Source organism: Endobacterium cereale (assembly GCF_009617585.1).
GTDB lineage: Bacteria > Pseudomonadota > Alphaproteobacteria > Rhizobiales > Rhizobiaceae > Neorhizobium > Neorhizobium cereale.
The window spans coordinates 184,870-198,271 of sequence record NZ_WIXI01000042.1 but is presented as its reverse complement, the minus strand read 5'-3'; the positions used below and the strand labels follow the sequence as shown (position 1 = coordinate 198,271).

8 protein-coding genes are annotated in these 13,402 nt (G+C 58.3%); 1 reads left to right on the top strand and 7 read right to left on the bottom strand.

Translation table 11 applies throughout. The features are described 5' to 3' along the window. Positions 1-26 precede the first annotated feature (26 nt). From fhuB to GAO09_RS12405, 5 genes are all read right to left on the bottom strand, one after another. Complete coding sequence (fhuB, locus tag GAO09_RS12425) at positions 27-2,030, bottom strand: Fe(3+)-hydroxamate ABC transporter permease FhuB (RefSeq protein WP_153354316.1); 2,004 nt, start codon at positions 2,028-2,030, stop codon at positions 27-29. Beyond that, positions 2,027-2,893: an ABC transporter substrate-binding protein gene (locus tag GAO09_RS12420; protein ID WP_209018696.1), complete on the bottom strand. Its 867-nt coding sequence runs from the start codon at positions 2,891-2,893 to the stop codon at positions 2,027-2,029. Before GAO09_RS12420 ends, fhuB begins: the two co-directional genes overlap by 4 nt. A 25-nt stretch (positions 2,894-2,918) precedes the next feature. Continuing rightward, positions 2,919-5,381 (bottom strand): TonB-dependent siderophore receptor, encoded by a 2,463-nt coding sequence (locus tag GAO09_RS12415; protein WP_324185520.1) that lies wholly within the window; start codon positions 5,379-5,381, stop codon positions 2,919-2,921. A gap of 103 nt (positions 5,382-5,484) precedes the next feature. Continuing rightward, on the bottom strand, positions 5,485-6,429 hold the full coding sequence (locus GAO09_RS12410; RefSeq protein ID WP_153354314.1) for a FecR family protein: 945 nt from the start codon (positions 6,427-6,429) through the stop codon (positions 5,485-5,487). A 37-nt stretch (positions 6,430-6,466) separates the two neighbouring features. Then, entirely contained in the window at positions 6,467-6,940 is a 474-nt protein-coding gene (locus GAO09_RS12405) for an RNA polymerase sigma factor (protein WP_235938101.1), read from the bottom strand. A gap of 226 nt (positions 6,941-7,166) precedes the next feature. On the opposite strand from GAO09_RS12405, the gene GAO09_RS12400 reads away from it, so the two are divergent. Then, on the top strand, positions 7,167-7,790 hold the full coding sequence (locus GAO09_RS12400; RefSeq protein ID WP_324185521.1) for a response regulator transcription factor: 624 nt from the start codon (positions 7,167-7,169) through the stop codon (positions 7,788-7,790). Here the strand turns inward: GAO09_RS12400 and GAO09_RS12395 are convergent. Both GAO09_RS12395 and GAO09_RS12390 read right to left on the bottom strand, forming a co-directional pair. Continuing rightward, on the bottom strand, positions 7,780-9,468 hold the full coding sequence (locus GAO09_RS12395; RefSeq protein ID WP_324185522.1) for a hybrid sensor histidine kinase/response regulator: 1,689 nt from the start codon (positions 9,466-9,468) through the stop codon (positions 7,780-7,782). The genes GAO09_RS12400 and GAO09_RS12395 overlap by 11 nt on opposite strands. A 144-nt stretch (positions 9,469-9,612) precedes the next feature. Beyond that, entirely contained in the window at positions 9,613-12,840 is a 3,228-nt protein-coding gene (locus tag GAO09_RS12390) for an autotransporter family protein (RefSeq protein ID WP_153354311.1), read from the bottom strand. Between the last annotated feature and the right edge of the window lie 562 nt (positions 12,841-13,402).

Genomic DNA, 13,402 nt, shown 5'->3' with positions numbered 1-13,402 from the left:
GAACAACCAAACCGGAAACAAGCGTTCTATGACGCGCGTTTGACCAACGCCTTGACGGTTGGCTCTCGTCTGCGAGGAAGGCAAATCACCCAAAGGAAATAAGGCCCACCGATGAATGCCGCAATGACGCCGGCCGGTATCTCATACGGAAAATCGACTGTCCGGCCAAGCCAGTCTGCGCCGATCATCAAAGCGGTTCCCACGGCTGCCGACGTGAGAAGCGTGCCCACATGACCACGCGGCCCGATCGCCCGTGCGATATGCGGTGCCATCAAGCCGACGAAACTCAAGGGGCCGACGACCATCGTGGCGATACCGGTCATGGTGGCGGCAAACAGCAAGAGTGTTCCGCGCGCGAGCCCGGGGCGGATGCCCAGAGATTTGGCGATGCCGTCGCCAAGCGGCAGAACCTCGAGCCATCGCCGGAAAAGCGGCACGATGACCAGAGCAAGGCCTGCGATAGCAGCGGCGATGATGGCGACGAGACCGGTGGCGCGGAATGTCGGCCCCATCGTCCAGGCAAGAATGTAGCTGGCGCGTGGATCGCCGCTGGCGACGATCAGGGAAATCACGGCTGTTGTTAGCGCGCCGATGGCGATGCCGGTCAGCAGGACCGGGGCAGGTGCGTAATTGCGCCGTCTGGCCACGAGAATGATGAGGCAGAATGACAGAACTGATCCGGCAATGCCGCCGAGCAGCGGCGTTATCGGTGAAGCCATGCCGCCCAGAAAAAACGCAAGAATAATGCCGAGGCCAGCGCCGCCGCTGACGCCCAGCCCTTCGGGACTGGCAATCGGATTGCGCGTGATGGCTTGAGTGATGCTGCCGGCCAATGCCAGCATCATGCCGGCGGCGGCAGATGTCAGCACTCTCGGCCAGCGGACGGAGAACAGGATCGATGGATCGATGCCGCCCACATGGAAATGTTCTGTCAGCGAAAAACCTGCGGCAACAGCCGCGGCGAACACACAAAGCGGCAGCGCGAATCTTCGGCTCGATCCGCCGGGATGGCTTGCCTCGCCGGCGGATGTCTCCCGTATCGGCGAAGCAGGCATGGTTTTCAGAAACACCAGCATGAGAAGGGCGCCGGTGATTGCCGTGACTGTGCCGGTCGGAACCTCTCCGACGACGGGCGCACTGACGAGCACGAGGCCATCGGCCAGCAACAGAAGTGCGGCGCCGAACAGCGAGGCCCACAGAAGGCGTTGGCGCAATGTTCGCGCTCCCGCCAGCCGCGCGATGTTGGACGCACCGAGCCCGACAAATGCGATGACGCCGACTCGCGCCACCACGGCGGCGGAAAGGACGGTGGCGATCAGCAGGACCAGCAGCCGGAGAGACGCGGGCGAAAGGCCAAGGCTGCGGGCGCTTGCATCGTCCAGCCCGGCAATGGCAAGCGGCCTGACGAAGATGAGCAGCAGGGGCATGAGGACGATCATGCGCGCGGAGAGGGCTAAGGCATTGCCATAATCGTTCTGGATCAGTGAGCCGCTGCCCCAGATAAAAACGCTTCTGAGATATTCGTGGTGGAATAGAGACAGGATGACGGAAGCCGAACCGGCCGTAAAGCTGATGACCATGCCGCAAAGCAACAAGGTCATCGGCGCAAACCCGGTCCTTTTCGCAAGTCCGGCGACAAAGGCAACGGCCGCCAACCCACCCGCAAGACCTGCCAACTCCCGCTGGAAGCCTGAAACGCCGGCAATTGAGAGAGTGAGCAGGGTGATAGCCAACTGGGCGCCGGACATGATGCCGAGCGTGGATGGTTCTGCCAGCGGATTTTTCAGGACCTGCTGGAAAATCGCGCCAGTAAAGGCAAGCGCCGCACCGGCAAGAAGAGCGACGAGCATCCGGGGCAGCAGCGAGAAGTGGATATACACCTCCCCAAACGCACGCGTGTCGGGCTGCCATAGCGCTTGTGCGAGCCGCGTCATTGGAACATGACCAAGCATCGCCAGCATTTGCAAGCTAATGGCAGTCGCGACAATGAGGATGCAGGCGCGCGCCGGGGTCAGCCAACGGCGGGTCATGATATGCCAAGCCCGTGCCGCAAAACCTCGGCAAAACGCATGGCCGATGGAAAGGCGCCAAAAACCCATGTGGGCGGGATCATCGTCACGAGGCCTGCGCGAACAGCAGGTAACGATTGCCACAGTGCGCTTTCAAGCAGCGTTCCCGACGGTCCCGGCTCGATGATGATGACGCGCGCGTCCGGATAACGGCCGATCGCCTCCAGCCCTGCGGTGGCAAAACCCCAATTGTTGGTCGGCCCGTCCCAGGCATTGGCGATTCCGATGCGGTTTAAGACGTCGTCGAACAGGCCGCCGGGCCCATAGATGTCGATGACACGGTCATCTGCGAACTTGATGATCAGCACCGGCCGTCCGTCATAGGCTTTTGCCGCACGACCGACGGCGTCGAGGCGGGCATAGGAATGCTGTAGATAATCGGCGGCGGCCGTCTCCTTGCCAATGCGGGCCGCGATCTCTCGAATGGCGTCATCAGCCGCCTGCAACGGTTTTCGCTCGGTGCTGTAGAGTGGCAATGCCAGTGTCGGGGCGATTTCGTTCAACCGGGCTGCCGAAACGCCGTAACCGGCCTGTGCAAGGATCAGGTCCGGCTTGAGATCTCGCAACAGTTCCATGTTCGGCCAGGATCTGAGGCCAAGATCGATCGTATCGCCGGGCAGCGCCGGCACGACGACGCGGTCGCCATAAAGAGGGGCTTCCGCAACGGCGAGCGGCGCGACCTGCAAGGCAAGAAGACTTTCCGCCCAGCCCCAGTCCAAAACCGCAATTCTCGGCGTGGTGGCAGCCGCCATCGGGAATGCCGGCACCATGACGGCCGCCAACGCGGTGGCAAATTGCCGCCGCGTCAGTCTATGGTCGGTCATGCCCGTCTGAATGCCCGGCACGGATTTACCAGCTGTATTTCAGCGTGGCATAAACGCTGCGGCCTTCGCCCCAATAGCACCCCGTCGCCGCAATGCAGGTCGACACATATTTTTTGTCGAACAGGTTGCTGACATTGATCGAAGCTTTCAGGCCCTCGAGTTTCGGGTTTGCCTTGCCGAAATCGTACCGGACTGCGGCATCGAAAACGGTATAGGCCGGGATGTCGAACTTGTTGGCGTTGTCACCATAGGTCTGGCCGATGTAACGCGCACCGCCGCCCAGGCTCAGGCCATCCCATGCGGTCGAGGTCTGGAGCGTGTAGTCCAGCCATACGGATGCCTGATGACTTGGCACGAAGGCGAAACGCTTGCCTTTGTTGGCGCTGTCTTCTGTGATCTCGCTGTCCGTGTAGGCGTAGGATGCGAGGACCGACAGACTGTCGTTGATTTCGGCTTTGCCTTCCAACTCCAAGCCGCGCATGGTGACCTGGCCAGTCTGAATGCGATAGCTGGTGAAACCGGGTTCCGTCTCGGGTGTCAGCACATTGTCCTGTGTCAGGTGATAGGCCGATAGGGTGACGAAGCTGTTGCTGCCTTCAGGCTGGTATTTGACGCCAACTTCGAACTGCTCGCCCGTTGTGGGATCGAAAGCCTTCTTGTTGCGGTCGGTGCCGCTCGCCGGATTGAAGGATGTCGAATAACCAAGATAGGGCGAGATGCCGTTGTCGAAGTTGTAGACGAGACCGGTGCGCCAGGTGAATTGCCCGTCACGCTGATTGACGCTGACATCCGATCCGCCGCTGCGGATCCTCGTCCGGGTGTCGGTATTGGCCCAGTCATATCGCCCGCCAAGCGAAAACACGAAGTGGTCCCATTCCACCTGATCCTGCGCATACAGACCGACCTGGCTGCGCTGCTGATCGATGCGTGTGTTGACGGCCGGGCGGGTGATCGCGGTCGCGCCGTAGACTGGATTTTGGCCGTTGAACGGCGCGAAAATCGGAGATAGCGAGGATTCCTCGAAGCGGCTGCTTTCATAGGAGTAGTCGAGGCCGAATAGGGCTGTGTGGGACACGTCGCCAGTCGAGAAATGTGCCACGGCCTGATTGTCGAGCGTGACGGAGCGGGCGCTTTCCGGGAAGGCCCAGGCGTAACGGTCAAAGCCGGTCGAGCTGCAGCTGAATATGCAAGCCGGCTGGACGCGCTGGCTGTCAGTATCGATGTAGGAGAAGCGCAGGTTTTGTCGCACGGTCCAGGTTTCATCGAATTCATGTTCGAATTCGTAGCCGAGAGAAACCTGGTCGCTCTTGTAATGGTCGTATCCGGGTTCGCCGGGGAACGCGCCGCGTGGCAGTTCCGGATAGACACCCGTGTAAAGCGTTCCGTTGGCAGGCAGGGCAGGAGCACCGCCGCCGCCGGGCGAGTCGATGTGCTGGTAGCTTCCGTAAAGGGTGAAGGATGTCGCGTCATCCGGCTTGAAGGACAGGGATGGCGCGATATAGGCCTTTTTCTCTTCGACGAAATCATACTGCGTGTCAGTCAGGCGGCCGACGCCGACCACGCGGTAGAGAATGGTATCGTCTGCAGTGACGGCGCCGCCGACGTCAAATGCCGTCTGGACACGGCTGTCGGTCCCCAGCTGCAGTTCGACCTGATTTTTCGCCGTCGTGCTCGGGCGTTTCGAGACCATGTTGATCAGGCCGCCCGGCTCGCCCTGACCATATAAAACGGAGGATGGTCCTTTCAGGACCTCCGCACGCTCCAGGCTGAAAGGTTCGACACGTGGCTGCGCATAACCGCGCGAACCGAAGGGCAGGCGCAGGCCATCGAGATATCGGCCCGGGCGGAAACCACGGATCGTGAACCAGTCATAGCGGGAGTCATCGCCATACTGGCTGATGACGCCGGGCGTGTAACGGAACGCCTGCGTCAGGGTAGCGGACCCTTGGGCGGCCATCTGGTCTCTCGTCACCACGTTGATCGCCTGCGGGGTGTTCTTGAGGGAGGTGTCGGTTTTCGTCCCCGTTGCGCTTTGCGTCGCCACGAAACCCTGCACCGGCCCACGGGCCTGTTCTCCGACAACATTGATCGTCTGCAGAACGGTGGAGCCGTCGGCCGGTGCATTCGCAGCGGATGCCTTGGGGTTGACCAGCAGCACTGTTGTTGCGGTGGTGAAACGATAGGTCAGGCCGGTCCCTGCGAGCAGGCGTGAAAGCCCGTCCTCGGCGGCCAGATTGCCGTTCAGGCCGGTGGTGCGCAGATTTGACGGCAGCCGTCCATCGAATGCCACGTCGATGCCTGTAATCGACGAATAGCGGACCAACGCGCTCGACAGCGGCTGGCTGGTGATGGCGAACGTATAATTTCTGCCCGCCTGGGCCTCGGCGCTGGTCGGCAGGACAAATGGTGCAAAGCCCACACAGGCAGTCAGCAGCACGCCGCGCAACCGTTCAAGATGACCGCGATTGATCTGAGAATGTTTCACCACTCGTTTTGCCCCCTGCAAACGCATCCCGGCTCGAAATCTTTCGGGCCTCTTGAATAGGGGACGCCGCAGGCCCTGAAAAACCTCGGTCGATTCTAAAACTTTTTTACCGGGGATAGATCAGTGTCAGCCAGGGTGAATAGGTGTCGATACGGATCGGCAAGCCATTTTCCAGCGTTTCCAATATCTTGCCGGCACGTCTTATATCGACGATGATGCTGACGGGGCGTCGCGCCAGCGCCTTGTCCATGACGATTATCTTGCCGCGCCGCCATTTTGCCAGAGATGCGACTGCATGTTCGAACGGTGTGGAAATGAAAACGAGTTTGCCATCACGCCAGGAAAGCTGCGAGCCGACATCGGTTTCCGTCGGCATAGACAGGCGGTTATCGGCAAACAGAATAGATTGCCCCTCGAAAACATCCTGCTTCTCAAAGGGAGAGGTTACCCGCACGGAATGTTCAGCGACTGCGACCGATATGGCATTGTCGTGGATGGCGACCGAGAACTGAGTGCCCAAGGCGGTGGTTTCAAGTGCTCCCGCAACGACCGTGAATGGCCGCTGCGCATCGGCTGAAACAGTAAAATAGGCCTCGCCTTCATGCAACTGAACCGCTCTTCGGCTGGCAGTGAAGTCCACGGAGATGGCCGTCGCGGTCGAAAGTTCGGCTACTGATCCGTCCGGGAGAGTGATCCGGGTCGTTTCACCAACTGCGGTGCGATAGTCGCCCCGCGAGGAATTCAGATAGGAGATGCTACCAAGGCCCACGGTGCCGATGATGACTGCGGCACCACCGGCTTTTATGACGCGGCGGCGGGTGGGAGACGGAGGCGGGGCGACTTCAGGAAGGGCAGAAGAGCCCAGCCAGAGACGTTCGAGTTCGGCGTAAGCCTTGACATGTGCGGGGTCGCTTTCCAGCCATGTGCGAAAATCGGCGCGATCATTGGCGGTGGCATCGTCGTCCAGAAGTAAGGCGAACCACTCGGCAGCCCGCCTTGACAGGTCGGTCTCTTCGGCGGAACGGTTAGTGTGGTGGGATACGTTCTGCATCCGCCGCCTCATTGTTGAAAACCAGTCGCGCCAGACCTCAGTCGCCGGTCTTCATCTCCGCACGTAACCGGTCAAGCGCGACGACCATATGCCCGAAAACGGTTTTGGGAGATATGCCCAATTGTTCGCCGATTTGAACATATGTCAGACCTTCCAGGCGTGAAAGCATGAAGACCTGTCGCGCCTGCGGCGGAAGCTTTTCGATGCCGACCTGCAGACGGCGCAGTTCCTGCCTGTCCATTGTCGCTGTTTCGGCCGATGGCGTCGGGTCGGATATGGATTCCAAACCTTCGATGCCATCAACGAATGGCGCGATCTTCTTGCGGCGTTCGTGATCGAGAGCGAGATTTCGACCGGTCACCATGAAGTAACCGGCAAGGTCGGCGACATCCCGCAGCACATTGGGCCGTTCCCAGAACCGGAGGAAGGTATCTTGCATGAGGTCTGCGGTGGTCGCGGTGCAACGGACACGTCTGTAAATCACGCGTGTCAGGCGAGCACGCACGCCCATATAAGTCTGCAAAATTTCCGGGTGTTCGGCGCTTTCCATAACGCGCTGCTAACACCTTTAGGTTCTCGAGATCAAGATAAGCTGATAATGAAAGTCATCTTATCGAAATTTCAGGTGCCTGAATGACATCAGGTCAATAATACAAGTGTGCTAATGCAAGGAACTGTCATCATATGACATAAGGTCAAGCGGCTTGCGAGGTCGCAATCGGGGGAGAGAGTATAGAGTGCCTAACAAACGTATTGTCCTCGGGGATGATCACCCTGTCTTTCGAGACGGTCTTTCGCAACTCATACGCCAGATCTTTCCAGAAGCAGATATCGTGGAAGCAGGAACCCTGGATGAGGTTTTAGCGGCATCAAGATGTGGTTTGCCGCCATTCCTGATGGTGATCGATCTTCTGTTTCCCGGATTGAACATCGAACAATCTCTGTCGGATTTGCGACAGGAATTTCCGAAGTCATCCATAGTCGTTGTTTCCATGCTCAATGACCCGCGAACAATCCAGAATGTCATGGATACGGGAATGGACGGTTTCATCAACAAAAGCGTTTCCGCAAGCGATATACTCTCGGCGATCGCTTCCATTTGTGATGGCGATGTCGTGGTGAAGACCAGTTCGCAAGCCGATATTCTGATGGAAAGCGAAAAGCCTGTTCTCACACAACGTCAAAGCGATGTTCTGGGGCTTATAGTCGAAGGCAAGTCAAACAAGGAAATCGCCCTCATTCTCGGGATATCACCCTTTACTGTCCGCATTCATGTATCCGCACTTCTACGGGCGTTGGATGTGAACACCCGAACCGGTGCCGTTGCCAAAGCTTACAGTAACGGCATCCTCATGTCCTGACGGCCATGCCGTTGGAACGTTCCTGTCGGTTGCGAACACGCACGGATGCAAGGGTGGAACGAAGCTCCGCCGGGCGAACGGGTTTGCACAGTATCGGGATTGCATACTCGCCCATGTCTTCGCGAATTCGGTTTTCATCATGGCCCGTCATGACGATCGCCGGTATGTTTCGACCAGCGGCTGCGCGTACCTGGCGAATGCTGTCTGCACCGGTCGTCCCATATCCGAGGTCGTAGTCGGTAAGGATAACGTCGCATGAGACTGACGTCAGCGGTGGCGATGTTTCTGCCTGGACTATGCAACCCCAGCGTTGAAGCAGGGCGGCGGTGGCGCTGAGTACGTCCGTATTGTCTTCGATCAACAGGACCCGCAAACCTTCAAGAACCGAGCCAACACTCGTGCGATTGGCCATGGGCACGGGAGAGGGCGGTTCTGTGATGGTCAAACCACCAATGACGACCGTCGTCCCGTGTTTTTCTCGGGACTGTATTTCCACCGTGAGCCCCATGAGGTAGGCCATGCGCCTTACGATGGACAAGCCAAGGCCGACCCCCTCTATGTCCCGGTCTCCTCGCTCCCGAACCTGATAAAATTCGTCAAAAACCTGATCAAGATGTTCGCTGCTGATACCTTTGCCGCGATCATGGATCTCGATATCAAGGTTACCGCCGCGCCTTCGGCAGCCGATCAGAACCGGCCGACCAGGAGCATATTTGAAAGCGTTGGTCAGAATGTTCTGGAGCATCGTCGTCAGCATGGTCGGATCGGTGAAGACGTGCAGCCTGCAGTCGACTGATCGTAATTCTACGCCCGCCCAGTCGGCGCCCTGGGAATTTTGTTGGAGGATGTGCCCGACAAGGTCATGCATAGATGCGATCTCGGAGCGCAAGACGACCTTGCCGCTATCAAGTGTCGAAATATCCAGAAGAGAGCGGAAAAGCCCGGATACGCTCTGAAGCGACCGATCGATATTTTCAACCAATTGCCGCTGTCCTGGAAGGAGCCCGGCATCGCGAAGACATGCGGTGAAAAGGCTGATGGCGTGGATTGGTTGGCGCAGGTCGTGGCTGGCCTGGGCAAGGAAACGCGATTTTGCAGCACTCGCTTCCATTGCGAGCCGGTGAGATCGGTGGATTTCGCTCAACAGGCTGAAAAGATAGGTGGGCACAAGAATAGTGGTTAAGGTCAGTGTCAGCACCAGTAGAAGGTTTTCCTGCCAGTAGGTGTTGTTGACGAGAGTTACAGCCAAAGAGGCCAATGCACAGATGGAAGCGACAAGAAGGTAGCGCGAACCGTAACGCACACCGTAACCGACGGTGACCCACAAAAGCACTGCGAAGACAGGCAACGTGTATTGGCCGCCTACACTCATACCGAAAGTAATTCCGGAATAGTCGTGCAGGAGAGACAGGCTTCGGCGCAGCACCTTTGCACCGGGCCGTTTTAGGACGTCGATCAGCAACAGCAGGGAATAGGGTATATAAAAGAACGCCACCGCCAGGGTGAAATAGATGAAGGAACGTTCTGGATCGTTGCGGACGAAAAGTACGCCCGTCATGTAAATAAGGATGGTCGGTACCAGCACCATGCGAATGATAGCCTGGCCGCGTTCCGCATCATAATCAGCGGTACTCTTTTTCCTTCGCCAGCTTAGGGCATTTCCCAATATCGTAAACACTCATCCACCCCTGAATCACTCTGGCCGAACACGACTATTGTCGGGGCCGCTCCCGTAAGAAAGTCATTTAGACGAAGTGGAGAACACAAATGCCCATGGCGGCTGGAAAAGCCGCCATGGGCAGGATCGAATACACTGCACTGGTCAGAAGCGAACGTTCAGCTTGGCGTCGACCGAATTGACCGTACCGTCGCCGCTAAATTCACCATTGTAGTTGATGCCGAGCGTCGTGTTTTCTGCGATGTCCATGGCGAGCCCAAGTTGCAGAAGGAAAGCATCCTGCGAGATCGAGGAGCCCCGAATGGTGTAGCTGTCACTGCCCGCGAAGGCCAGGCGCGAAGCTGGGTCGATGTCGCCATAAGCGTGCCGCCAGCCGATCGTACCGCTTGCCACAGTGGCCATACCGCCCAGCACGAAATCGGATGAACCTCTCAGACCAAGCGTAGTGAACGTCGTGTTGGTCGTGTCGCCGCCCATCGTCAATGCTGCCGAGCCGCCGGTTTCAGAGAAACCATCGCTATGCAGACTGACATGTGCCAGATTGACGAAGGGTTCAAGTGCTGCACCTGTCAGATCGATCTTGTAGCCAAGTTCACCGTAGGCCTGGAATGATCCGGCATCGTAGTCGGAGGCGAGGGTTTGGGAAACACCCGGGAAGATGACCGAACGCTTGCTCGACAGTTCGTGCAGCGTGTAGGAAACGCCGGAGCGGAAGGCCAGGGCTCCCCACTCGGTCCCGCCGTAGAGGCCGATGTGGTAATTGTCGCTATCCGTGGATGACGTGCGATCATTCACCTTGAAGCTCGAGCGGCTGTATCCGGCAAACAGGCCGATACGTGTATCTTCACCAAAGAGTCTGTCGATACCGGTGATGATGCCCCCGGTCGAAACATCGGTGCCGGCAACGCCCCCCTGGCCGTTGATGTCGCTCCATGAGCCGAAGACTTGGCCCCAAGCCGACCAAACTGGCTCGCGCGGCCCCTTTAGGATGGCTGCCGTTGGGTCGTCCTTGGCCCAGCGCCCGTTGTCCCAATAATTGAGAGCCGCCGGCGGTTGGGATGCAACACCGCCCGAAGCGGATCTCATGCGCCCATTGAGGACATCACGGGTGATGCCGCTGCCGGTGATCAGTCCCGACTTTGCCGAGGCATGTGCTTCGCCCGACAACTGGTCGAACGCCGTGCGGGCCTCATCGGCACTCAGCAGCAGTAGCCTGTTGTAGAGAGCCAGTGATTCACCGCTCTGCTGCAAGCTATTCAGGGATCGCGCGACGGCGACCTGATTTGAGCTGTCTGCGACGCTGTCGAACAGTCCTGTTTCCGGATTGCCGGGATTCGTCGGCGGAGTGACTGGTGGTTGTGGAGTTACGGGCGGCTCCGGCGTCACCGGAGGCTCGGTAACGGGCGGCTCAGGTGTAACCGGTGGCTCTGTGACGGGCGGTTCGGGTGTAACCGGCGGCTCTGGATCGACTGGCGGCTGCGTGCCGCCATTCTTCACGGCGATTTTCAGATCGATCGCCTTTTCGCGCTGATCCAGCGCAACATTGAGAAATGCCGATTTGGAGATGGCGTCCGCGAATGAGCCGGTAATGCCGCCCTCGGAGGTCAGGATCGTATAGGACTGTCCAGTCTGATAGCTCGTGGCAGCATCGAGCGCGGTGACCTCTACGGATGTGTTGTTTCCGATAGTCGTGGTCCCGTAACCATCGATGAAGTTCTTGCTGCCGTCATCGTTGACGCTGACATATCGCTTGACTGTCTCGACAGCGATCGTGTCGCTTTGACCATTTCCGGCCACGTCCACGGCGTAGATCGAGCCGTCCTTGAAATCCAAGGCGCCACGCACGGTGACCTTGCCGAGCGGGCTGTCGATATCGCCGGGCGAAATCCGTGCACCTTTGTCGACAGTCGTTGAGCCGACGGTGCCGGATCCCGCAAGCGTGCCGTAAGCGTCGGTCGTCTGACGTTCAGCGTTCCTGTTCTCACCCCAGATATCGACACGGCTATTATAAATTTCGCTGCCCTGAAAATTGGTGACGATCTGACCCGTCTCGCCACCAATGGTCAATGTGCCGTTTTTAATCCGGAACGCAGTCGTTTCAGGACTTGTGTCGCTATCGCCCCTGATGGCCGTACCGAGATCACCCTTCAGCGCGAGCTTGCTGCCACCATCGACGATAACGCCGCCTTCATAAGAATCGTAGGAGGCAAAACCGGTCAGGTCGCCGCTGAGAACTGTCTCACCGGCCAGGCTGACAATGGAGCCGTCGCCTGCCAGCTTGTTGGAAAACAGATAAGCGGAATTGGTGTGGTTGAACACGATCCGACCAGTGCCGGAAGAATTGAAATTGATGATCGTTTTTGCATCGACACGACCGGCTGCCACCGTGGTAATGGCCTTCGCCTCTCCGGCCAGAGCATCTGTATTCACCTGTCCACCGAGAACGAGATAACCGTCCTTGCCCACATTGATGGCGCTGCCGCTGTCCACATTTGCACCGTTTGCCACAACCAGATGGCTGTTGCCTGCGATGAGCATGCCACCGCTTGCCGTCAGTGACGACTTGTCGCCGCTCACCAGCAATTCGGCGTCATCATTGATGGTCAGCGTATTCGTCCGTAATGTTCCGCCCTCTTCGACGCTCAGCAATCCTTCGAGATCGAAGTGACCTGTATTGATCCAGTTCGAACCCTCGCCCTTGATCTGGATATTGGTCTGGCCGTCAGTCGGCGCGTGTTGGCCGATCGAGGTCGTGTTCGTGAGAACCGAGCCGCTTTTCTCGATGGTGATGGCGCTCGGATTTGCCGCCCAAGCCAGCGCACCGAGGTAATCTGCCGACACTACCGATCCGGCACCGGTGACCAGCAGCTTTCCGCTGGATTTCTGCCCATCTGCCATCAGCACAGTCTTTGCATCGACCTTGCCGGCGCCTTCGACGATTAGGGTGCCGTCGCCGCCGGTGACGCAGGTCACAGAGTAGCCATTGCAGCCGCCGCCGATGGTCAACGTATTCCCGGGAATGATTGAGCTGCGGACCACGTTGAGTTCCGAACCTGGGCCGGAAACGGTCACCGTCGCCTGTGAGCCTTCGAGGCCGGCGATGATCGCCCGACGCGCGACTGAAACCTTTGCGCCGTCCAGGATAGATGCGGTAACACCGGCGTTGTTCAGTCCGATAATCCAGTCATCGGGAAAGCTCTGGCTTGTGCCCCAGGTGACATTGCCATTGTCATGAATATAATCATCTGCATCTTGCGCGACCGCCTGCGGCGAGAACGAAACAACGGCGGCAGTGAGCGATATGGCCGCGGTAAGGGTCGTGGAACTTGTCAGGGCGAGGTAATGGCCCGCTGAATTAAATCTCGTTTTCAAATGTATTTCCCTCCAGTGTCATTGCCGCCAGCCGGCAAATCACACCAGCGTTCAGAAAGACGACGAGGTATTGCATTGAGCACATGCAACAGGCTCAAACCACTAGTACGGGTGTACTGTTTTGTGTCTGCGCGACATCAGACGAGGCTGTTTTGGGCTCTGATAGAGTCGCGCGTTGCGGTGGGGCGCCAATTTTGAGTGATGGTCGACAGTCTAAGTAGGACTGACGATACGGTGATTGACTCCGGCACTAATGCTGGCGGCGTGACCGCGATCAACTTTGCCTGGGTCAACGCTAGCTGCAAGCGGCCGCACAACCGCAGACGGAGTTACCAATGACTGCGGAGCGAATAGCGAACAGTCGGATCGATCCAACGGAACAAAACAGACGGTCTACCGTTTCACGCGGCACTGGCTTTCATGGAGATTGGTCATGCGTTTCAAATTTGCGCTAATTATATCTGTCGGCGTCATTTCGGCAGCCACAGGGGCGCAGGCACGAACAAGTTGGCATCTCTACGGCGCAGTGCCGGTGAGTGGTGACCGTACACTGGAGCTTGCC